22 protein-coding genes and 1 tRNA gene are annotated in these 23160 nt (G+C 42.0%); 16 read left to right on the plus strand and 7 right to left on the minus strand.

Annotation, left to right across the window (positions count from 1 at the left end; genetic code table 11):
- Positions 1 to 24 precede the first annotated feature (24 nt).
- A complete protein-coding gene (locus WC473_05155; GenBank protein MFA5125176.1) occupies positions 25 to 609 on the plus strand; it encodes a rubrerythrin family protein in 585 nt (194 codons plus the stop codon).
- 135 nt (positions 610 to 744) lie between these two features.
- The gene (locus WC473_05160) at positions 745 to 1125 is read left to right on the plus strand and encodes a desulfoferrodoxin (protein ID MFA5125177.1); all 381 of its coding nucleotides are present in this window, start codon (positions 745 to 747) and stop codon (positions 1123 to 1125) included.
- Between the two features lie 76 nt (positions 1126 to 1201).
- On the opposite strand, the gene WC473_05165 is transcribed toward WC473_05160, so the two are convergent.
- From WC473_05165 to WC473_05175, 3 genes are all read right to left on the minus strand, one after another.
- Positions 1202 to 1861: a hypothetical protein gene (locus tag WC473_05165; GenBank protein ID MFA5125178.1), complete on the minus strand. Its 660-nt coding sequence runs from the start codon at positions 1859 to 1861 to the stop codon at positions 1202 to 1204.
- A gap of 15 nt (positions 1862 to 1876) precedes the next feature.
- Positions 1877 to 2296 carry a hypothetical protein gene (locus tag WC473_05170; protein MFA5125179.1) on the minus strand — a complete coding sequence of 140 codons (420 nt, stop codon included), beginning with the start codon at positions 2294 to 2296 and terminating at the stop codon, positions 1877 to 1879.
- A 65-nt stretch (positions 2297 to 2361) separates the two neighbouring features.
- Positions 2362 to 2796: a hypothetical protein gene (locus WC473_05175; GenBank protein MFA5125180.1), complete on the minus strand. Its 435-nt coding sequence runs from the start codon at positions 2794 to 2796 to the stop codon at positions 2362 to 2364.
- 202 nt (positions 2797 to 2998) lie between these two features.
- Between WC473_05175 and dnaG the strand changes: the two genes are divergently transcribed.
- Positions 2999 to 4921 (plus strand): DNA primase, encoded by a 1923-nt coding sequence (dnaG, locus tag WC473_05180; protein MFA5125181.1) that lies wholly within the window; start codon positions 2999 to 3001, stop codon positions 4919 to 4921.
- Positions 4922 to 5002: 81 nt separating this feature from the next.
- Entirely contained in the window at positions 5003 to 6262 is a 1260-nt protein-coding gene (locus WC473_05185; protein MFA5125182.1) for a sigma-70 family RNA polymerase sigma factor, read from the plus strand.
- 46 nt (positions 6263 to 6308) lie between these two features.
- Here the strand turns inward: WC473_05185 and WC473_05190 are convergent, their stop codons facing one another.
- Positions 6309 to 6695, minus strand: coding sequence for a hypothetical protein (locus WC473_05190; GenBank protein ID MFA5125183.1), 387 nt, complete (start codon positions 6693 to 6695; stop codon positions 6309 to 6311).
- A 197-nt stretch (positions 6696 to 6892) separates the two neighbouring features.
- On the opposite strand from WC473_05190, the gene WC473_05195 reads away from it, so the two are divergent.
- The 9 genes from WC473_05195 (at position 6893) to WC473_05235 (ending at position 14648) form a co-directional block, all read left to right on the plus strand.
- Positions 6893 to 6964 (plus strand) — tRNA-Asn (locus WC473_05195).
- Between the two features lie 133 nt (positions 6965 to 7097).
- On the plus strand, positions 7098 to 8354 hold the full coding sequence (purD, locus tag WC473_05200; GenBank protein MFA5125184.1) for a phosphoribosylamine--glycine ligase: 1257 nt from the start codon (positions 7098 to 7100) through the stop codon (positions 8352 to 8354).
- Positions 8355 to 8378: 24 nt separating this feature from the next.
- Positions 8379 to 8942 carry an alpha/beta hydrolase gene (locus WC473_05205; protein ID MFA5125185.1) on the plus strand — a complete coding sequence of 188 codons (564 nt, stop codon included), beginning with the start codon at positions 8379 to 8381 and terminating at the stop codon, positions 8940 to 8942.
- Between the two features lies 1 nt (position 8943).
- Positions 8944 to 9486, plus strand: a complete 543-nt coding sequence (locus WC473_05210; protein MFA5125186.1) for an alpha/beta fold hydrolase — start codon at positions 8944 to 8946, stop codon at positions 9484 to 9486.
- Positions 9487 to 9849: 363 nt separating this feature from the next.
- Positions 9850 to 11226, plus strand: a complete 1377-nt coding sequence (locus WC473_05215) for a hypothetical protein (protein ID MFA5125187.1) — start codon at positions 9850 to 9852, stop codon at positions 11224 to 11226.
- Positions 11226 to 12659, plus strand: coding sequence for a radical SAM protein (locus WC473_05220; GenBank protein MFA5125188.1), 1434 nt, complete (start codon positions 11226 to 11228; stop codon positions 12657 to 12659). Before WC473_05215 ends, WC473_05220 begins: the two co-directional genes overlap by 1 nt.
- On the plus strand, positions 12646 to 13710 hold the full coding sequence (locus tag WC473_05225) for a tRNA-dihydrouridine synthase (GenBank protein ID MFA5125189.1): 1065 nt from the start codon (positions 12646 to 12648) through the stop codon (positions 13708 to 13710). Before WC473_05220 ends, WC473_05225 begins: the two co-directional genes overlap by 14 nt.
- A 237-nt stretch (positions 13711 to 13947) precedes the next feature.
- A complete protein-coding gene (locus WC473_05230) occupies positions 13948 to 14439 on the plus strand; it encodes an NUDIX domain-containing protein (GenBank protein MFA5125190.1) in 492 nt (163 codons plus the stop codon).
- Between the two features lie 5 nt (positions 14440 to 14444).
- Positions 14445 to 14648 (plus strand): hypothetical protein, encoded by a 204-nt coding sequence (locus WC473_05235; protein ID MFA5125191.1) that lies wholly within the window; start codon positions 14445 to 14447, stop codon positions 14646 to 14648.
- 145 nt (positions 14649 to 14793) lie between these two features.
- Here WC473_05235 and WC473_05240 read toward each other — a convergent pair whose 3' ends face one another.
- Genes WC473_05240 through WC473_05250 form a run of 3 tightly spaced genes read right to left on the minus strand, consistent with a single transcriptional unit; the run spans position 14794 to position 17865 of the window.
- Positions 14794 to 15768: a hypothetical protein gene (locus WC473_05240; protein ID MFA5125192.1), complete on the minus strand. Its 975-nt coding sequence runs from the start codon at positions 15766 to 15768 to the stop codon at positions 14794 to 14796.
- A 12-nt stretch (positions 15769 to 15780) separates the two neighbouring features.
- Positions 15781 to 16788, minus strand: a complete 1008-nt coding sequence (locus WC473_05245; protein MFA5125193.1) for a hypothetical protein — start codon at positions 16786 to 16788, stop codon at positions 15781 to 15783.
- 33 nt (positions 16789 to 16821) lie between these two features.
- Positions 16822 to 17865, minus strand: coding sequence for a protein kinase (locus WC473_05250; protein MFA5125194.1), 1044 nt, complete (start codon positions 17863 to 17865; stop codon positions 16822 to 16824).
- A gap of 377 nt (positions 17866 to 18242) precedes the next feature.
- Between WC473_05250 and WC473_05255 the strand changes: the two genes are divergently transcribed.
- From WC473_05255 to WC473_05265, 3 genes are read left to right on the plus strand one after another with little or no spacing between them, the layout of a single operon-like run.
- Positions 18243 to 20861 carry a LysM peptidoglycan-binding domain-containing protein gene (locus tag WC473_05255; GenBank protein MFA5125195.1) on the plus strand — a complete coding sequence of 873 codons (2619 nt, stop codon included), beginning with the start codon at positions 18243 to 18245 and terminating at the stop codon, positions 20859 to 20861.
- Positions 20862 to 20863: 2 nt separating this feature from the next.
- Positions 20864 to 21889, plus strand: a complete 1026-nt coding sequence (locus WC473_05260; protein MFA5125196.1) for a hypothetical protein — start codon at positions 20864 to 20866, stop codon at positions 21887 to 21889.
- A gap of 55 nt (positions 21890 to 21944) precedes the next feature.
- Complete coding sequence (locus tag WC473_05265; GenBank protein MFA5125197.1) at positions 21945 to 23039, plus strand: YibE/F family protein; 1095 nt, start codon at positions 21945 to 21947, stop codon at positions 23037 to 23039.
- The last annotated feature ends 121 nt before the right edge of the window (positions 23040 to 23160 follow it).

The raw sequence follows: 23160 nt of genomic DNA on the forward strand, positions 1-23160 counted from the left end.
AATTAATCATCTAATAATAATTGTATGTCAGAGACCATAAAAAACCTGGCCAAGGCGTTCATCGGCGAGTCGCAGGCTAGAAACCGCTATACCATGTATAGCAAAGTCGCCAAAAAGGAAGGGTTTGAGCAGATCGCTGAAATATTTTTGATTACCGCGGATAATGAACGAGAGCATGCCGCCAAACTGTTTGAGGAAATCCAAAATTTGAAAAAGCATTCCCAAGAGGACTTGGAAGCGATTAAAGTTGAGGCCGAGGCGCCGACAACCTATGGTACGACCGCGGAAAACTTGAAAGCCGCCATTGCCGGCGAGAATTGGGAATATGTTACTATGTATCCGGAGTTTGCCGCCAAGGCTGAGGAGGAAGGTTATGATAAAATCGCGACTCGGTTAAAGGCTATCGCCATCGCTGAAGAACATCATGAGGAAAGATACATTAAACTATTGAAACAAGTGGAGGACGGCACTATATTCAAAAAAGGAGAAGAAGTTTGGTGGGTTTGTCGCGAGTGCGGTTATGTGTATTTCGGCAAAGAAGCGCCCAAGGAATGTCCGTCTTGTAACCATGCTCAGGCATTTTATCAATTAAAATGCGAAGAATACTAGAATAAAAATTAATAATTAAGTATCATCATTAATGATTTGCGATTAAAAGAAATAATTGTCAGGTCGACCGAAGCCGACATAATTGCCGGCGGAGTGGAGAAATCGCTTTAATCGGTTGAGAACTAATTAAAATTTATGGCAGTCAAAAATTTAAACGAAGTTTATAAATGTTCGATTTGCGGCAATATTGTAGAAGTCGTTCATGTCGGCGGGGGAGTGTTGGTTTGTTGCGGTCAAGACATGATTCTGCAGGCGGAAAATTCCGTTGATGCCGCCCAGGAGAAACACGTGCCGGTGGTTGAGAAGACTGAAACAGGAGCAAAAGTCAAAATCGGCGTCGTGCCTCATCCCATGGAGGAGACGCATTATATTGAGTGGATTGAGATTATTATTGACGGTCGGATTGATCGCCAGTATTTGAAGCCGGGCGATGCTCCCGAGGCCGAGTTTAATCGTACCGGAACTAATATCACGGCCCGCGCTTATTGCAATTTGCACGGCTTGTGGAAAAATTAATACAAAGCCAATTAAAATGATAAAAAACAGCCGCCTCCCATGTTGGGTGGCGGCTTTATTGCAAACCGATAAAGTGCTATTTAAGAATGACCCCTCGGCCTTGTTCGGCGGCAGGTTCCGATCCGGAAACCGGTTCAGTTTTTTTGCCGATGCGGATATGAAAGATTTGATAAATCAGGCCTTCATTGGTTAGCGGTTCATTCATTAATTCAATCTCCAACAGGCAACCGATGCTCTGGCAAAGTGCCTCCAGTTTCTGATATTGGGGTAATGCCATGACTTGCTCCCAATTAACCGGAAAAACGTTGGCCAACGTCGTTTTTATGTAGCGAGAGATCATCATGATGTTATTTTGTCGTTTGGGAGTGTAGCCTTCTATTTCTTCTCTCACTTGATACAGGAGAAAAGCGAATCGTTCAAGCGTCTGCGTCTGCAGTCTCGCCTTCTCATCTGCTCCACGGTATTCTTCCAAACGATCAATAATGACTTTTTCGATTTCCGTTGGTTGTCCGGGTGATTCTTCTTCGGCCTTGTCAGCTACAATGATTTGGTCAAAAGTTTTGTCATAAACCCGCTCCAACCAAAAGCCCGCACTGTTGCCGGGGAGGTTGATTTCGTAGCCATGATCTAACATGGTTTTAGTGGCTGTTTCTAAGTCAGTTGCTACAACCGCCACCACTTGGCTCAGAGAGCGGAATTCATAGAGTTTGTATTTGCCCGGTGTTTTTTCGGCCATGATTTTTCCTCCTTTTCAATTCCAAGCAATAATGACATTAATGCAACCGTCACTATCCAATCTTGAATCGAAAGTCAGACCATTGTCTTCGCAGAAAGTCTGGAGCATTCGGCCGGCAGTGGGGTTGAATCTTAAACCATAAGCTTCTCTGAGTAAGTTTGAAATTTGCTCATCAACCCTAAGATTGTTGATTTCATCATTTAGAGGTCCATTCAAACTAAGATATACTATGTATTCAGTTCCACCCTCATCAGCTATTGCTTTTAGTATTCTCGGCAATTCTTTGATCAGGGACTTGGCCCAGTCAACAAACGGTTTCTCTCTTAATCGTTGTTTTTCTTTTGCTTCTTTTTCCAGTCGCGAACGACTGGTTGCGGTTTTTTCTCGCAGTAAATCGCCGAGAGGAATCCTTTTCTTATCTTTGGGAGTCTTCATTTCTTTCTCCTTCTTGCCTGTAGGTTTAATATAACGGCGGCAATTATGATTTGTTATATTTTAACTTAGGCTGATTTTTCTTCCCAATGAATGGTAATTGTAATAAGATCGTTTAGTTTCCAATTTGATCTGAAAACTAGATCATTCTGCTCGCAGAAGTTCTCAAGCATCCTGCCGGCGATTGGCCAAAACCATAACGTATAAGCTTCTTCTAAAAAATCAGCGAGTTGTTTGTTTGTCGGCGGTTGTCGCCACTGCTTTTCATGGCCAAACTTTGCGATCTCAATAGATTCGCTGTATTCAGTTCCACCCTCATCAGCTATTGCTTTTAGTATTCTCGGCAATTCTTTGATCAGGGACTTGGCCCAGTCAACAAACGGTTTCTCTCTTAATCGTTGTTTTTCTTTTGCTTCTTTTTCCAGTCGCGAACGACTGGTTGCGGTTTTTTCTCGCAGTAAATCGCCGAGAGGAATCCTTTTCTTATCTTTGGGAGTCTTCATTTCTTTCTCCTTCTTGCCCGTAGGCGGGTTTCGTTTATACTTTCCTGTTCAGTTGTAAGGAACTTCAATGTCGAATATTATCATTTTTGGCTATCCTTGTCAATATTGCTTAAATAGGCGTATTTATTGTATGATTCATAGCGTATATACGGCAAATAACCTGCCGTACATTATTAATCAGCTATTCATTTAAACCCTTCTCATGCCTTCACCCGAGATAGAACAAATTAAAGCCAAAATAGACGTCGCTGAACTTCTTGGTGAATATTTGAAGTTGGTGCCGGCCGGAGCGGGAGCCTACAAGGCGCTCTGCCCGTTTCATAATGAGAAGACGCCGTCGCTAATGGTCTCGCCGGCTCGCGGCAGCTGGCATTGTTTCGGTTGCGGTGCGGGCGGTGATGTTTTTGAGTTTTTGATGAAGATGGAAAATATTGATTTTCCTGAGGCGTTAAGAATTTTGGCGCAGAAAGCCGGCGTTACTTTGTCGCGCCATCGGCCGGAAGTCGCCAGCAGGAAGAATAATCTGTATGACGTATGCGAGCTGGCCACTCGGTATTGGCAAAAAGTCCTGCAAGAATCTCCGCGGGCGCAAGTGGCGCGAGACTATTTGGCCGGCCGGGGCGTTAGCGAAGAGGCACAGGAAGATTTTAAGATCGGCTACGCTATTGACGACTGGAGCAACCTGTTTGATTTTTTGAGAAAAAAAGGCTTCGCTGAGCAGGAAATATTTTCTGCCGGCTTTACCGTCAGGAAGGATCGGGGGAGCGGGTATTATGATCGTTTTCGGAATCGCGTCATGTTTCCCATTATTGACCATAACGGCCGAGTCTGTGGATTTACCGGCCGGACATTATCCAAAGACGAACCGGCCAAATACGTTAATACGCCTCAGACCGATATCTACAACAAAAGTGCTATCGTCTTTGCTTTGTATCAGGCTAAAAACGAAATCAGAAAACAAGATTACGCCGTAGTGGTGGAGGGCCAAATGGATGCGGTCAGCTGTCATCAGTATGGTTTCAAAAACACCGTCGCTTCTTCGGGCACAGCCTTGACCAAAGAGCAATTGCAATTGCTTAAGCGCTATACCAATAATATTTATTTTGCTTTGGACGCCGATTCGGCCGGCCAGAAAGCCACTGGTCGCGGCGAAGAGTTGATTAGGGATATGGAAAAAGAAGACAGAGTGATTAATTCTTTTGATCGTTTTGGCCGGCTGTCGCAGTTTATTGATCCGGCGCTGAATTATAATTCAAAAGTCATTACCATTCCCTATGGCAAAGATCCTGACGAGTGCTTGAAGAGCAATCCGGCCGATTGGGCTGAAGCGATCAAAGAGGCACAATCGGCAATGGAATATTTTTGGCAATCAGTTATTAAGAACAAAGACTTGAACGACTTGGCAGTAAAAAAACATATAGCTTCTTTTCTTGGTGAAAAGATAGCCAAGATTGATGATCCGGTTGAAAACGGCTATTGGACCCACGAGATCGGCAGTCGCCTTAATATCCGAGAGGATGATTTCAGGGATCGCGTTTCCCAGATCAAAGCCGCTCAAAAAGCCCCGTCCAAGGCCATCGTCAGGCCCCAGGATGCCGCCAGACAGACCGCGCCTCAGAATACGACAAATGACCGGGATTTATTGATATTCATGAGGGTTTTGGCGTTAATTTGGATGTTTCCTGATTTTTTGGCTAAATTAGGTGATTATCTTGATCCGGAGGTTTGGATTGATCCCGTAGCCGAAGATCTTTACAAAAAAATTATTTTATTTTATACTGTAAATAACGAACTGTTTTCCATCAGCGCCGCTCAGCGGGAGGAACAAACCATATTTGACCTGTTTTATGACTGGGTCAAAACCCAAGCCGTTAGCGAGTCCGCGCTTAAAACACTCGAACAATCGTATCTTTTGGCGCAGAAGGACTTTGCCAGCCTGGATGCCAAGGAAGCGAAAAATGAGCTTGATACCCTTATCAGGTTGCTTAAAAGCAACTATCTTAATGTCATGATCTCCCGCCTCAAATTGAAATTGGATGAGGCGGAGAAGACCGGCGACGCCGCGTCAGCCGAAAATGTTTATTTGGAGTTGTCCGAACTGATTAAAAGGAAATCAGCGGTTTAGCTTTTATTTCAGAATAATCAGCAGTCAGCGGAAAAGACTCACCAATTAGAATAAAGTCAAAAGTAAAGTCAAAACATTATCATGTCAAAAATGAAAAAGAAAAAGCCGGCCAAGAAGCCGGCCAAAATCAAAACCAAAAAGAAACCAGCGCATCATCCGGCTAAAGCGCATAAGCCGGCCAAGGCCAAGAAATCGCCCAAGACTAAAGCCCGAACCAGGGAGTCGGTGCATCAGATAGTCATGCCCAATCCTTTGGAGATTGAAGCGGTAATGAAGAAGGGCCGGATCCGCGGTTTTGTGACTGAACAGGAATTAGCCTTGCTTTACCCGGAGATCGAGGAATACGTTGACCAGTATGAAAACATACTGGATGATTTGGACTATACCAACATCACCGTTGTAGAAGCGACGGCGCTTCTGGGCAAACCGCCGACCGGCGTACCGCCTCCGCCACTGACCGTCAAAGAAAAGAAAGCCGCCAAGATTACCTTGGGGGAGAATATTGATTTGGGCGATATCTCCGCCGATTCCATTCAGATGTATCTGCGCGAAATCGGCAAAGTGCCTTTGTTGCACACCGAGGAAGAAATTTCTTTGGCTAAACGGATTGAGCGGGGCGAGGTGGAAGCCAAACAAAAATTAATCAAGGCCAACTTGCGCTTGGTTGTTTCCATCGCCAAAAAATTCACCGGCAAGAATCTGTCGCTATTGGATTTGATTCAGGAAGGCAATATCGGGTTATTCCGCGCCGTGGAAAAATTTGATTATCACAAGGGCTATAAATTCTCCACCTATGCCACTTGGTGGATTCGCCAGGCTATCACCCGTTCGCTCGCCGATCAGTCGCGCACTATCCGCATTCCCGTGCACATGGTAGAGAACATCAATCGCTTCCAACAAGTGGAACGGCGGTTGGTGCAGGATTTGGGACGCGAACCCATGCCCGAGGAGATTGCCGCGGAAATGGGCGAGGAGTTGGAAAAGGTTTTGCATATCCTGAAAATTTCGCAAGAGACGATTTCGCTGGGCACACCTGTGGGCGATGATAGCGAAGATTCGGTGCTGGAGGATTTTATTGAAGACCAGAAGACGCTGACGCCGGATCGCGCCGCCGCTTTGCGTATCTTGAGCGATTATGTCCGGCAGGTGATCAGCGAGTTGACGCCGCGCGAACAGAAAGTGTTGGAAATGCGTTTTGGGTTGCGCGACGGCGTGGCGCATACGCTGGAAGAGGTGGGCAAGGAGTTTGATGTTACCCGCGAACGCATCCGCCAGATTGAAGCCAAGGCGCTGGAGAAGATTGAAAAGATCCAAGGCATAGAAAAACTCAGGGATTACTAAAATAAAACGGCCGTCTGCGTAAGACGGTCGTTGTCGTTTAAGGTTCTTAGATTCCTTTGGTTTGTGCCCGGTTGTCGAACTGTATAGCCAGGCTCATCAACTCTTTCAGCTTTTCAATGAATCCGGCTGGTACTGAACCGGTGGTAAGTGCGCCGGACAAGTAGCCGATCTTGGTGCCGTCAAGAATCTTGGCAATACTCATTCCTCGGGTTTGCAGTCGGCCATGTTGGCTTAGCGGTTGTGACATGACATCGCTGACGAATTCTTGGGGCGGTTGCCAATGGTGATCGACGATATAGTGCAGGATCATGTCGGGCATGACCCAACGGCGGCCATTGGCGAAGGTCAGATTGACTTCGCCGGATGATAGGTAGGGGAAATGATTTTTTTGTTTATCACTGGTGCGGCAGTACTCGCAGATGTGGAAACCCATGGTCTTGCCTCCTTAGCTAAACGGTTTGTTTTACAGAACTACAAATCAATATTTAATTATAACGCATCTCTCAGGGTTTGTCAATAGTCGGCGTTAAACCACCCTAGACGGGTTTTTCCACAGGCTGAATAATCTTGACAGCCACCTGTTTTTTTGCTAATATTATTAACACTGTTACCTTAAAACGAGTTCTAAGCTCAGCGGTAGCTCAATGGTAGAGCAATTGACTGTTAATCAATAGGTTACTGGTTCGAATCCAGTCCGCTGAGCTTTGGACTTGTTTTCCAAGCGACCGACATTCGTCATGAATGCCGGTCGTTTTGGTTCTAGACCGATTGGGGGGTCAGATTTACTTTTAAGTTGGAAAATGCTAAAATAGTGGCATAATTTGATATATAATTCATGAATATTTTAATTATTGGATCTGGCGGACGCGAACATGCTCTCTGCTGGAAATTAAAGCAATCCCCAAGGATTAATAAAATATTTGTAACTCCCGGCAATGCGGGAACTTCTGTGATCGGTGAAAATGTTTTGCTAGATATTCATGATCATCAGCCAATTATAGATTTTTCAAAACAAAATAGCATTGGCTTGGTTGTGGTTGGGCCGGATGATGTCTTGGCATCAGGCATGGTTAATTCTCTTCAAGAAGCGAATATTAGGGTTTTCGGTCCGACTAAAGAGGCATCAGAGATTGAATGGTCAAAGTCATTTGCCAAAGATTTAATGAAACGTCTGAATATACCAACGGCCGACTCTGCTGAATTTACGGAGATAAATTCGGCAAAAGAATATGTTAAAAATCATGCCTATCCGCTGGTAGTAAAGGCAAGCGGACTTGCGCTCGGTAAGGGTGTAATAATTGTCCATGATCAAGAGCAGGCGATTACCGCCCTTGAAGACATAATGCTGAGGAAAGTTTTTGGCCAAGCCGGAGATACGGTTATTATTGAAGAGTATCTTCAAGGCGAGGAAATTTCAGTTCATGCTTTTTGCGACGGAGAAATATGTGCTATGTTTCCGGCGGCGCAGGATCATAAAAGGATATTTGATAATGACCAGGGTCCAAATACCGGTGGTATGGGCACTGTAACGCCAGTTCCCTCGGTATCAATGGATATTTTGAAAGAGATAGAACAGAAAGCGGTTCTACCCGTTCTTAGGGAATTAAAAGTCATAGGTCGGGAATTCAGGGGTGTTTTGTTTCCGGGTATAATGCTGACAAAAAACGGTTTTAAGGTATTGGAATTTAATGCTCGCTTTGGTGATCCAGAAACCCAATCGTATGTACGGATGCTAAAAACAGATTTACTTGAAATTTTATTGGCTTGCGCAGACGGAAAACTTAATGAACAAATAGTAGAATGGGAAGAGAATATGTCGGCATGCTGTGTGGTTCTGGCTTCAGGCGGTTATCCCGGTGAATATCAAAAAGGATTGCCAGTAACTGGAATTATAGAAGCGGAGAGCATGAAAGATATTGTGATTTTTCATGCCGGGACTAAATTTTTAGACGACAATCTGGTTACTAATGGTGGAAGGGTTTTGGGTATAACTGCAACCAGTAATACGCTGCCCGAAGCATTACAGAAAGCTTACATGGCTGTTGATAGGGTTAATTTTGATGGTAAACAGTATCGAAAAGATATTGCTTGATAGACTTAATATGAATTATAATATATGAATTGTATAATCATTCACGGCTGCCCGTCGGATGCGGAAAAAGCCATGAACCCGGAAACCAGAACTTACGACAAGCACTGGCAGCCTTGGGTTAAACAAAAACTGATAGAGCGCGGCATACCGACGGAAACGCCACTAATGCCCGAACCTTGGAAACCCGATTACGAAGAATTCAAAGAGGAGTTTGAAAAGAACCGCATAGACGAGAATACGATATTAATCGGCCATAGCTGTGGTTGTTCTTTTCTGGTACGTTGGCTTGGTGATACTAAAAGAAAAATCAGCCAACTAATTTTGGTAGCTCCTTGGAAAATCGCCGAAGGCGATGATGTTGCCCGGCATGATTTTTATGATTTTCCGATTGACGAGACGATAAAGGATCGGGTTAATAAAATAGTGATGTTCACGGCAGATGATGAGGAAGAGGATGGCAAGAAAGGCTTGGCTATGTTTCATGCCGTTTTAGGCGGGGAAGTGATTGAACTTCTGGGCCGAGGCCATTATACGTTTGGCGATATGAAAACTGTGGAGTTTCCTGAATTACTAAAGGTAATTGAATAATATGAAAAACGCAATAATTTTACATGGCACGGGAGACTCACCTGATTTGTATTGGTTCCCATGGCTAAAGGAAAATTTAGAGAAAAGGGGATATGAGGTTTGGTTGCCCGAACTTCCTAATGCTGGATTACCTAATCGTCAAGAATGGGTTCCGTTCATATTGGAAAATGGGAAAATATCTAATGAGACCATAATGATCGGGCACTCTGCTGGAGCTCAGATTATTTTGAGTGTTCTAGAGAAATTGGAAAAGCCAATTAAGCAAGCTATTTTGGTTTCAGGTTATGCAAAGGCTCTGAGGCAGACGGCAGGGAGCGAAAAAAATGTCGATGACTATGATTGGGAGAAGATAAACGGCAAAGCTGAAGAATTCATTTTTATCAATTCGGACAATGATCCATGGACTTGCGATGATAGACAGGGCAGGATTATGTTTGATAATCTCGGGGGCAAGCAAATAATTTTGCACGAGGGCCATATGGGGTCTGGTTATTTTAACCAGCCTTACAAAGAATTTCCGTTTTTGTTAAGGTTAATTGACTAAATCCATGTACGTAGCATGCTACGTAACAAATAATTTTAAGGCCGTCGCCATTGCGGCATTAGCCGCAACACGAAAAATCGGCGCCGGCCAGCAAAATTTTTGGTTTTGGCGGAAAAATAAAATCAGAGCCGGGGCGGGCGGGCAAAAATTCCTCCCCCCCCAAATCCTCCAGTCATTTTTTGCCCGCATCCGCCCCGGCTTCAAAATTCAGCGTTCGGAAATTTTTGGAAAAAATTTCGTATTTTTTTAAGGAGGGAGAGCTTATAACTCGTTTCAGGTATGGTAAACAAGCCCGAACCCTCCGTTCGGGTTTTGTTTTTAGATAAGTTGGCATTTTTAATTTATATCGAAAAATGGTAAAATATGAACAATATGCTTGATGGCCTACTAAAATTAATTTATTACCTTGGTAGAATGACTGGCCGGTATACTAATTTTATTGCTGACTACCCGGATAACAAACCGCCCACCTTTAGATACCCGCACTTAAAATCAGTCGGCAATTATTTTAATTACAATTCATCAATAGATTGCTTCACGCTTAAGGATAAAGCTGACTCCCGATTGGTCGCCAATAAGATAATGGCTAACGAAATAACCCTATACGAGCTGGTAAATACCAAGGCAAAAAGAATCCACCTCAATGATTTTTTGGGTTATAAGACATCGGGCATGGAAAAACTCTCGGCTTTATTGAGCGTGACTGGCGATTATTATAAGAATAAATGGCTGTTGTCATCGGGTAAAAACAGTTTTGGATTGGATTTTGACTTGGCGCCCATTAGTCGCAAGGATTTCATGATTAGTGACGATTTTCATTCATTAGAGGAATTTCTGGGTAATTTTTCTAAAACCGAGGTTATTTTTGTCAGATTAAAGGGCTTAAAAAGAATATTTCAAATCGGTGTTACTCTCAAAGGCACAAACTTTGTTTTTGTTGACTCTTATTTGTCCACGATGCTTCAGGAGTTATATCATGTTAATTTCCATTTTGCCGAAACAATTAGGGGGTTTAAAAAAGATAACAAAAACATCGTCGAAACTTGGGCTAATGTGCCCTGGCTTTATCTGATGCAGCAGGCCTTCGGTAGGATTGAAAGGCGACTGAGGAAGAATAAAAGCCCTCATGACATTAAGTTTATTGATTATGTTTTCTGGCGCGCTTATCTGGGTCAGGGTTTTCGACTTAAAAGCACCCCTAAACAAAAATTAGCCTATCATGGTATTTATGGTTTGATTGCTCCGACTGCTAATTTGCTTTTCAATTCTCTAAGCAGAGACACACGAGAGAAAAATGATTTGATTATTCGAGCTATTTTTACCGGCGCTGCTCCAACGATTAAGGAACAGCTGAACCGTAGCCTCAAAGGCGATTACTTTGAAAAAATTTACCATAATTTTAATCTATTCAATCGTTTAGGGGTTATAGATGAAATCATTGTTAAGGAAAAATTAGATAGGAATAAGATTTATAAGATTCTATTCAATCCTAAGGAATTGGTGCCTACCTTGCTGGATCATAAGTTAGTTGCCTTGATCTGGCTGAGCGGTAAGATCAATCAGAATAAGAAACTGATTATAAATCTGTTGGAGGATTTTTGCAATGAGCAGCTGATTAATCAGGGCGGCAAAATGACAATCAAGCTTTGGCTTAACTATTTGAATAAAATTAATAAACATTGGGCCGCTGAAGTTGCGACTGAGTACGATAAGAATAAAGAAATAATTAATTCTCTCTGATGAAATTATTACTTTGCTACCCGCCGGTTTCCGATCAATACGAAAAGATAAGGGATTCGGGCTTAGCGCCGCATCTTAGTTTATTGTGTTTGGCGAGCCAGGCCAGATTCAAGTTTAAGGGAATAAAAATAAAAATAATTGATGGGCATCATTTTGATTCGAAAAAAATCAAAGAGCTTATTGACGAGTTCAAGCCGGATTTGGCGGGTTTTAGCGTTGATTTTACCAATTATCAGAGCGCTATCGGCTTAAGCAAATATTGCAAAAGATTCAAAATCAAGGTGCTGCTAGGCAGTAATCATGCTTCGAATCTTTATGAACAGATATTGGCTAATCAGCCATCGGTTGATGCGATCGTCTGCAATGACGGTGAAGACGGGTTAGTTGGCTATATTAACCATCTATTAGGCAAGATGAGTTTGGGCCAAGTGCCTAATCTGGCCTATCGACAGGATGGCAAGGTAGTCAGAAATGCCTTGAAAACATTCGATCTGAAGTTGATGAAGGAGCCAGCCTACGATCTATGCGATATGGAGGAATATTTTAAAAGGCAGCAAAAGGTTTTTGGCAAAAATTTCAGGATGCTGCAGTTCACTAGTCAACGCGGTTGCGTAAATTTTCCGCTTTGTGTCTTTTGCGGCCGTTATCCCGATGGCTATCGCTTGCGGCCGGCCAGGATTGTTGCCCGGGAAGTCCTCAAATACATCAAGAGATATAATCTCAACGAAGTTTGGGATCGCAGCGATAGCTTTATCCAATCCTTGTCTTGGCTGAAAGAATTTCGCGATGAGATTTATTCGCAAAAATATAACCCTTTTAAGGATAAAACCGTAACTTTTAAGACTTATGCCCGAGGCGATCAACTGCTTAAACCGGAAGTAATTGAATTGCTCAAAGATTTAAATTTTCGTATTGTTTTTATCGGTTATGAGGCCGGGGACGATAGGATTTTAAAAAATATCGGCAAGAATAGCAAGGTGGAATCCTACTATCAGGCGACTAAAAATGTTTTGGATGCCGGCATGCAGATTGATGCCAGTTTTATTGTCGGCCTGCCGGGAGAAAATAAAGCAAGCTTGGCCAATCATATCAAATTTGTCAAAAAATTGGTTAAAATGGGACTGCGGAAGATTAGGGTCAATAGATTATTGGTTTTGCCGGGCACGCCGTTATATCGAAAGGTGCTGGAAAAATATCCACAGCTTCGTGATAAAGATATTTATGATATGCAGGAAATCCAGGAAAAGCTTTTCACAACGGATTATTATAATTTGAAAGATTTTGGCGGGAGCGTTAAGAAATTCAAACTGGCTCTTAATGATACAGCCGAAGAAATGACGCATTTGGTCACTGTTGCCGGCGGCGGTGCCGAAGGTTATGGCCATGGGAAAAGCAAGATGATTTTAAGCGGTTCGGAATATGAAAAAAAATGAAGCTGACATCAGCGTCAATCTGAATAATAAGATTGTCCTAAAAAACCCTTTTATCTTGGGTGCTTTTGAGTTGACCGGAGATTTGACTGGACTCGAGATGGCCCATCGGTCTTCAGCTGGAAAGTTCGGCGCGATAGTTATTAAAACAACAACGATTAAAAAACGTAGCGGTTACTCGGAGCCGAAGGTAGCTAATTTCGGTGATGGTTATCTGGTAGCTTCCGGCATGAAAAATCCGGGAATAAAAGCCGTCTGCGGTAATATCAGAATATTCAAAAAATTGCATCCTGAGCAAGTGTTATTTTTAAGTATTGCCCCGATCAATCCCAAGAGCGTCATAAAAGATTTAGTTTATTTAGCGCGAGCCGCCGCCAAGGCGGGAGTGGATGCAGTGGAGCTGAATTTATCCTGCCCGCATAGCGATCAAAAAGAAAAATTTGATACTTGCATTATTGCGCAGAATCCGGCCTTGGTAAGAAGGATTGTTTCCCAATTAAAAGCTCAGCTGGCTGATTTTCCTCGTTTAGCTTTGATACCGAAATTGAGCGGTTGGAATTGTGATTTAACTGCCGTGGCATTAGCGGCTGAGCAGGGCGGAGCTGATGCTGTCGTCATTTCTAATATTTTTCCCGGTACTGGTTTTTTTACTGGGATAAATAAAATCAACAACAATCACCATTATCAGATCGGTCAGCATTTAGTGGGTAATGAAAAGGGCGGATTTACCGGTAAGGCGTTGCATTCTGCGGTGCTACTGATGGTTGAAGATGTCAAAAGGCAAATTAAAATTCCCATTATTGCTACCGGCGGATGCGCTACCGACAGTGATTCAATAATACAAACTTTCTTCGCTGGAGCTTCCGCCATTGAAACAGTTACGCCCTTCTATTTTGAATCAGATCATTACAAAAGTTTTGATAAAAAGATCTCGGGCTATTTGAAAGATTTGTCGGTTTATATGAAAAAAAACGGGCTTAACGATCTTGATAGTTTTTATCATTTGGCGCATAGGAGTTTTTGGCAGGGTTTTAGAATTTGGCGAAAAAAATAAATCAGGGCCGGGGCGAAGGGCAAAAATTCCTCCCCCCCCCAAATCCTCCAGTCATTTTTGCCCTGATTTCCGCCCCGGCTTCAAAAATCGGCATTGGGAAATTTTTGGAAAAAATTTCGTGTTTTCTTAAGGAGGGAGAGCTTTGGACTTGTTTCGCAAGTTTGTTCGCCACCCTCACGGGTGGCGATTTGCGTTTAATAAATAAAAATAATAATATAAAGATATTAATATTTTTATATGCAAATAATTAATAAAGCCGTTATAGGAAGTCGTTCCTGCATAATAGAATACAATGATACTGATGATTTTTCGTCATTACCATATGATTTGTGTACTCAGGTTTATGGTGTTTGTTTTTATGAAGATAAAATTATAGTTGTACATGAAGGTAAAAGAGATATTTGGATGCTGGCGGGTGGAAGTATTGAATCAGGGGAAACATACGAACAGACATTAAGGCGTGAGGTTCAAGAAGAATCAAATATGGAGATTATAACTTGGACTCCTTTGGGTTGGCAAAAAATAGTCTATAATGATAATGGCGAGGCCGTTATTCAATTACGGGCAGTTTGTAGAGTCAAGCCATTAGGTGAATTTATTAAAGACCCGGCCGGTACTGTAGATAAAATGGAATTAATTAACCCTGATGATTACAGGAAATATTTTGATTGGGGTGATATAGGGGAATGGATAATTAATTCAGCTAAACAAAAAGTTAATTTAATATAAAAAATATGCAAAAAATAGCCACCCAAGTATTTATTTATGCGTCAATCGTTTTTGGAATTATTGGAATATTAGTAGTCATAACGGCTTCCGGTCCGGATACGCCGGATTCAAGAATCAGTGAAATTCTTATCAGGCTTATGTTTGCTACGGTTTTTATAATATTGCCTTCATTTGCTTTAAGTGTTGCTGGCAGATATCTAAAAGATTAAGAGTTATTTTTGTTCTGAATTGTTTTTATCTGATTTCATGTAGATCCGGATTGATGCTTTCAAGCCGAATAAGGATAATTATTAATAATAAAAGAGCAGTCGCGATGGCTGCTCTTTAAATAAATACATAAAGTGCGAATTAGAATTACTTATATGCTGATCGGAAGCAATCAAAGGCGTTGACTGCGGCCGTAAGCAAATCCCGCTTCAGGCAAAGCTCGTCACAGAGCATCATTTCGCGATAGCCGATATCATACAGCCAAGCCAGCTCCAAAAAATCGGAGCAAGATGGGACTGGTTCGGCGACTACCGAAAGCATAATGCGGGAACCGACGCAGGCGCCGGGGTCCTTGGCGATGATCAGTTTTAGCGCCGCCATAATTTCATGGGGCCGATCGATTTCAACATACAAATCGCCTCGAGCCGCTATGAGTGACGTCTTGTCGCTTCTTTTGAATTCAGTGGCAACGTATTCCAATCCTTTCTTATCCTCAATTTTCAGCTTGACTTCAGCATCTGGTCCGACTAGTTCTCGGAACTCATCGATATAGCGCTGATTGCTGACATACGAAAGATAATACCTGGTAAAACCCGCCGCTCTGACTTTTTCGATCTTCAGCTTCTCTTCATCCGTGAACATCTCACCCAGAATCCGTAATTGCGGATGTCTGACATGGAGCGATTCTCCGGCTTTGACTAAATACTCTGGACCGCCATTAAAAATTAATCTCCGGCCACCGTCTTCCAGACGGATCAGTTCTGCGCCGTCTGCTCCAGCCTTGAATAGCACTGGTATCGGCGTAGGAACACTGATCGGATGATTGATGACAATATCCAGAAAATGGGGATTGAAGTTGACCTCAGTAATTCTTAACTGACGGCCCTTGATGTCATACCACAGCGGGACGCCAAATAGCGATGATTTGATTTTTTCCAGCTCATGATCCAATTCCGGACAGCTCATCATCGCGCTATTAAGGCGGATGCCGGCAATTCGGTTGTCATTGGCGAACTGATCAAAATGAGGCATGCTCGGCCAAAGCGTTACATGTAAAAATAAATCATCAAGAATTTTCGGGACCACTAGCTGAGGCCTACCTTTCTTAATCCATTTGAACATGGCAAGCCTCCCTTAAAGCAGTTTGCTTCCGGGTTTGACGGCAGTTTTCGAACGACGGCGAGTAACAGATCGTCCGGGAGCAGGCAGCATTTCCTGTGGGTCAGCCGGTTGCGGATCATGGATTGTTTCCAGGGACTTGAAAACAATAGCGATTTTTTTTGGTCCATCATGGTCTTTCAGTTGCCGTTGGGTCACTTCCTCGCGGAAGTAATCAAACTTGCCGGTTTCTTCGCCCAGGATGCCAAAAATGATATCCACAACGCGGTCGGCATTCGGCAGGGTGGTAATATGATCTTCTCCGAGCAAATCAGCCCAGGTCTTGTAGATTTTCTTGTTAGTCGAATCCATTGCATTAGCGTTTCCGCAGTCGCCATAGGGACGCCGGATAAGATAGACTGCCCAATTGTTTTTCAAACTCTCAAAAACGTCTTTGGTCGAAAGCCGGCCTTGGATTTTGATGCCCAACAGATCTTTCGCCTGTTCAGCATTAATGAAAGGGTAGGGCGCTTCATCGCCGATAAAGATCAGAATGCCTTTGCGGATCGTATTCGGCATTTCGGCCAGTCGATCAAAATAGAGGGCGATCAGTTCATATGTTTCCATTACTCCGCTACCGCCATTGCCTTCGATAATCAATTCTTTAAGCGCCTTTTTCATATCCAAGCCCTTGGCCGGCGGTCGGATCTGTACCGGGTAGCTATCGCCATGGGCGTCGCCAGTCGCTCCGAAGCAGATCTCCATATCTTTGCCGAGGTACTCCTGGCCTTCAAGATCCAAGTATCCCAGTTTGGAAAAGAATACTTTCGGATCTTTTCCCATTGAACCGGTAACATCGGAAATGATGGCGAGAGGAATCCGTGACTTAAAAACAACTTTGGGAGCAATCAGATCTTTTTTGCCTTTTCCGGCAGTAACCGCATCCGCATAACTTCTGCCCGCATGGGCATCGTAGGCTTTGCGTGCGCTTTTGAAATCATGGCCTTTCCACGGACCTGGATCGAAATCACTGGATTCTGACATGATTATTCTCCTTTTCGGTTGTAATTTATTAAATTAATCTAAGCCGGGAATTGGTGCAAGATTTGTTGAACTCTTTCCAAAGCATTTCAATCTCACTTCTTTAATCTCATCACATAGATCATTACCGCCCGTGCCCCATTTCGGTCGACTATTTACGTCACGCACAATCAGCCGGCGGATAAAATTACAGAGTTCATCCGGCACATAATTGGGCACTGATCGATGCTTGACGGCTTGGATGTCTCCGCTCAAGGCGTAAATCATGGTCACGCCAAGGCTGTAAAGATCTGATTCCGGAACCAAGACTAACCCCTTCAATTGTTCCGGGGGAGACATAAGCGCAGTATATCCTTTGTTATCAGATCGAGCACCTGGCTTAACCATCGACAGGCCGAAATCAACAATCGAAATCATATGGGTCGGATTTTGGATAATGATATTTTGTGGCTTAATGTCTCCATGGATGACTCCATGGTAATGGATGTATTTGAGAGCGTTAAGAACGCGCTCGGCAATCCAGGCGACATGTTCGGCCGGAATTGGACCGATTTTATTGACGACTTGTTCTAACGTCAGGCCGGGGATATAGCTCATGATAAGTATATATCGTCCGTCATCAAGTTTAATAATGTTTCTGACGGCGGGAATTGAGAAATGGCGTAAATCCCACATAGCGATGGTTTCTTGAAGCAATATCTCATTAAATTCCGGATCGACATTATGACAGTGTTTAAGGCAGACTGGTTGTTTGGTTAAGATGTGCTCGCCCAAATAGGTGGTGCCGAAGCCGCCCTCAGCGATTTCCCTAAGCAATCGATAATCGCCAATAATTTTTCCGGTCAGATTATTCCGCCCCGCATCGTAGGAACGACGCTTAGCGGTATCAGACAGGATTTCATGCGCTTCATTTAGTTGTCTGGCCATTCGTCCGGCGGTGTCTTTCATATCTGGATGATGTTTTTTCATTAGTGCCAGATAAGCGGCGTGAATTACCTCTGGCGAAGCCATTGGGTTCACCTGAAGCAAACTGTAATAATCGGGGATTGGTCCGCTGGGATCTCGCGGCTTTTTAAACATGGCGCGTCTCCTTATCTTGTTGTATCTCACAAAACTTATTGTAGAATGATTAATTTTTCCGTTTTTTCTCGCCTTTTTTAACAATATTGTGTCTAAATTGTCAATGTTCATTTGATAGAATAGCATATCATATTATACAAGTATTGTCGAATTTTATGATTTTTCGAATTTTTATATAGGGAAATGGGTCAATTGATAAACGGGTGTATTTTGGTAATTTATCTCTGTGCTAACTTAGGGGATATTTATTGGTATTGATTTGTTCTGAAATATACTTTTAAAAACTGTCTATAATTATAAATAGGCAGTTTTTTTATTTTTGACAAAAAGTTGTTTAAAATTGTATAATTTAAGCATTATTTTATTTAAAAGTAGTTATGAATTCAAAAGCACTTGTTAGTTCTAAGTTATTTTTGGGCGTAGTGGCAATAGTAGTTATTGCCGGCGCCTATTTTTTTGTGAGCGCTAAATTTAATAATAAGCCAACTTCAACTCTGGGTCAGGTTAGTATTATCTCCTTAAAACAAGGTGGCGTTTATCCGGTTAATACCGCCATTCCAGTTAAGGCAACCTTTCCTAAAATTGGGGATTATAGCAGTTTTCGTTTGTTAGTTGACGGCAAGAAGGTGGAGGAGAAAAAGATTGGCGATGTGGGTGTAAAAGCCAGTACCATAGAATTTTTTTGGCAACCAGACAGTAAGGGCAATCATTCGGTAGAGATTCAGGCGTTAGATAAAAATAATCATAAAATCAGTTCACCAAAAATAAAAATAAAAACGGAATTGGAAACTTCCGCTTCAATCTTTTATTCAACTGATCAGGGAGACACGATTGAATCTATTGCTACCAAACTTAGAATAAACCCCGAAGAAATTATTAGGCTTAATCCAGTCATGGAAAAGAACGGAACTCTTAAGGCTGGGCAAAACTTACAGATGCCAATTAATTTACCTAAGTTTTCCCAAGATAATAAAGAATCAGTTAGTGGTTTGACTGAAACGCAAGCGGGAATAAAAGTTGTGGCTGATAAGATTATTTTCCCCAGAAAAGTTTCGGTGGCTTATTTTTACTATACTTTAGATAAGCAGAACTGGCTGCGTGCTCCGGCTGATAAAAATGTTTTTATTCAAGTTCCTAATGGCGAGATTGATGTTAAGTCACTAGTGGCAATTGCTAATGTGCCGCAAGGCAATAAAATTAGACAAGTTGAGGGCTGGGGTTGGAATAAGGGCGAGTTAGTTAATTTGGGCAAGTTTGATTTTGATGCCGAGCCGATACTGGCCCAGCTATTTGCCTGCAGTCCAGCTGGCGGTTGTAGCGGTGATTTTGGCTGGCAGAGAAAGGAAGTAGATGTCGCCAAAGGTGGTAATAACGAAAAAGTAAAATTCAGTTGGAACGCTTCCAAAGAGACTGATGGGGGACTAGTGCAAATTTCGCAGTTTCCGTTTAGCAGTTCCTCAGTAGCTAATTACAAAAGCCGGGCTGTGCCGAATTATAATTTTTATATTGATTTTCAAAATCCTTTGGCTCAAAGTTATCAGCTGACTTCTATGCAAGTGGAGAGCTCTTTGAAACTAATTGCCCAGAAAAGATACAAGTCAGTCAATACTTTAAAGGATATTTATAATAACTCAGCCCAAGCCAATCCTAATTTATCTTTGGATCATTTGTCTGACCTGCAGTTAGCCACTAGTTCGAACAATAATTTTGTTCAGGCTAATTTAAGTAATATTCCACTGAGTTCCAACACTTATTACACTCGTCTGTTTCCAATAAAGTATGGAGAGATTGCTGGTCCAGCTTCAGAAAGCGTCAAGATAAATCGGATAGAATCACAAGGGACAATTAATCCAGAATTTCATTCTCCAGAGGCGATTTATGATGTGAAAATAAAGAATTTCAAACCTTTGCGTGGTCCGATGCCTGGTATTTGCAATCACGCTATGATTTTGGATACTGATTGGCCGATTTATGATGCTTTTCATCATTTAATACAAACCATTCCGGCCGGTAGTCGGCTTTGTCCCGAGTCATATCAGGGTATAGGCGAACAATCTTGGTATGAATCGTTGTGGAATTTTGTCTCAAGTGGTATCAGTTGGGCGGCCGAATTATATAATTCAATTAAAAGCGCTATTGTTAATGCGGTCGGCGGATTTTTATGTGCCGGTGATGCCGACTGTATGGCTTTTGTGGCGACTGGAATTGATATTGGATTAGTGGCCTTAGGTATTCCGCCGGAGTTGCCGAATTTTGATCAATTAATGAATCAAGGTTTTGATTACTTAGCTTCAGAGATTGCTAGACAAGCCGGTTGTCCTGATGTAGCTTGCAAAGAATTAATTAAAGCGGGACTGCACGAGGCGATTGATTCTTTTAAAAATACTAACCCGTCTTGCGGTGATGAAGAGGCGATGCATAATTTAGGTATTGAACCACTGTGTTTGCCAGCTGGCGTGACTGCTCATCTTGATCCATTAGGGACTTATCGCAATGCTGAAGTGACTATTGAGGTGACCAGAAATAACAAACCGATTACCGATCCGATTGCTTATGGTATGTATAAAAATAAGTACGCTATGCAACTCCATGCTTTGGCTTATAATGATAAAGTTATTGGGCATAAGATTATTAATATTGAACCTTATGGCAAAAGCTTGACCATTACCGAGCCGTTAGAAGGTTTATTGTTTAACTCAGCTTTTGTTTCTATTCCGCCATTGGAAAATCCTGGTGATAAGTATGAGTTACCGATTCAGTTTGTGGCTCAGGAATATTGGGTACCGGGGCATAAGGATTTGATGGGTGGTTGGACGACAGTTGTTTATAAAGATGGTTGGCCACAATACCAATATGACGATTGGTGGTTGCTTTATTATGGAGCAGATTTAACATTAAACGCTTCTATTGTCGCTTGTGATCCATATACTAATTCTGCTTGTGTTTCTAGCCAGCAAACCCAATATCATCAAATACCAAATACCTTAAATCCTTAATTATGAAAATAGCCTTAATTTCAAAAATTATCATTCCTATTGTAGTGGTCGCGACAGTCAGTGGCGTATTTGTTTATGATTTTATTAATTCTAATGATACGCCGGATGCTTGGATTGACGCTCCACTTAACAATAGCACTCTGCCCATGAGTGAACAGACGATTATTTATCATGTCGGTAATCCTAAAGCACTTAAAGAAGTGCAATTAAAAGTTGATGATCAACTGCTAGTTTCTCATAAAGGCTTTAAGACTAGCTTGGATAGTTTTTCTGATATTTGGTTACCCGAGACAGAGGGTGAACATGTCTTAGCTGTTTATGGTAAAAGGGGAAGTAATTGGATTGAATATGCTAGCGCGACCGTAAATATTTTGCTTTTAAAAGATCAAACGATACCTAATGTTCCATCAACTACTCAATCAGAAAAGACTGCGGAAAAATTAATAACCGATAATCAACTTACAGAAGCACCAGCTAATAATGTTGCACCAGGCAATTCTTCTCAACCAGCAGGATCAACATCTCAACCGGGATCAAGCCAAGAGACTCCGCCTGTTGTGGATCAGCCACTAGTCGATACATCAACAATTCGACTGACTCCGCCAGTCTTTAGTAATGTCAGTGCCGACCCCTCAACTTTTTATTATCGCGGAGACGGTTGTGGTAGTAAGCAAATAAAACTTAGCGCTAATATTTTTAGTTCCAGTGTTATTACCGGCGCCAAAGTTTATTTTAGATTAAAGAATAAAGAAACTGGTGCGACAACTGCTTGGAGTTCACTAGCATTATTACATGATGGAAATTGGTTTAAAACACTTAATTCCGAAACGGATATTCCTGGCTTTACTAGTTATCCTAGAGCTTGGTTGGAGTTTTATTTTACAGCGCAGAATGCTGATAAATTGAGTGCTACTAGCCAGCAATACACAACTCTAGCGACATTGTCTATTTGTAATGAGTCTGCAACGACAATTCCTATTAAAACAATTACTCCAATTACTGTTCCGACTTTGAATTTATTAAGGTAGTTTTAAAAAGTTTACTAAGTTATTAAAATAATTTTTATGTTTTTATTAAACGCTTATGTTTAAAAAAATAATTTTTTTATTTTTAATTTTATCTTTTTTTAATTTATTTACTCCAATTGTCAAAGCAGCAACTGAGGCGTCTTATTTTAAAGCTCGGGTAATCAAGATTTTACAAGAGAACAAAAAAGTCAGTGATAATCGGGAGTTTACCCAGCAGAATCTTTTATTGGAAGCCTTAACTGGTGAATTAAAGGGCCAACAAATTGAATATCGGGGAATCTCAGATATTGAGGTGGTGGATGTGGTAGCTTACAAAGCGGGGGAATTAGTCTGGGTCAGCGAAAGTACAGGAGCTAATGATGAAAAAATATTTACCATTACCGATTCAGTCAGAAGCGGAAAATTGTTATGGCTGACCTTGTTTTTCTGTTTGTTAGTGGTAATAATCGGCGGTTTCAAGGGATTCAAATCGCTGTTAAGTTTGCTTTTGAGTTTTATTGTGATTATTAAATTATTGATTCCTAATATTTTGGCTGGCGGCAATCCGGTGTTTTGGGGTGTCGTGGGGGCCTTCCTAATAATGCTTGCCATTATTTATTTGACTGACGGCTTTAACCGCCGATCTCATTTGGCAGTTTTAAGCATCACGATTGTTTTGGTAATTATTTATAGTCTGTCTTTTGTTTTTTCTGATTGGTTAAGGCTGTCCGGCTTGGCCGAGGAAGCTTCTTTTTTAATCGCTTTAGGATTAGGCAATATTGATTTTCGGGGCTTGTTACTGGCCGGTTTTGTAATTGGTGCAGTCGGAGTTCTGGATGATATAGTGGTTGGACAGATTGAATCAGTCCGGCAATTAAAGCTGACCGATAAGACTACGCCCAAATATCAATTATTTACTTCCGCTTATCAAGTCGGCAAAGCTCATTTGGGCGCTATCATTAATACTTTATTTTTGACTTATGCCGGATCTTCTCTTTTACTGCTGATACTTTTTAGCGTGGGGCAGGAGCCTTTCCTAAGTTTTTCCCGAGTTATTGATAACGAGATGATCGCTACTGAAATCGCTCGAACCTTAGTGGGCAGTATCGGTGTGGTATTATCCTTGCCAATTGCCACTGGCCTAGCCGTATTTCTACTGAAAGAAAAATAATCTTTAATTAAGAAACCCCTGTCGAAAACTTTCGACAGGGGTTTGTTTTATAAGTTTCAATTACATTCAAGTCTTCCGAGAGAGTAAGGGGCAGTGAAATATGTTAAATATCTTCTTAAAA

The organism is Patescibacteria group bacterium, assembly GCA_041650895.1.
GTDB lineage: Bacteria > Patescibacteriota > Patescibacteriia > 2-01-FULL-39-33 > 2-01-FULL-39-33 > CAISTG01.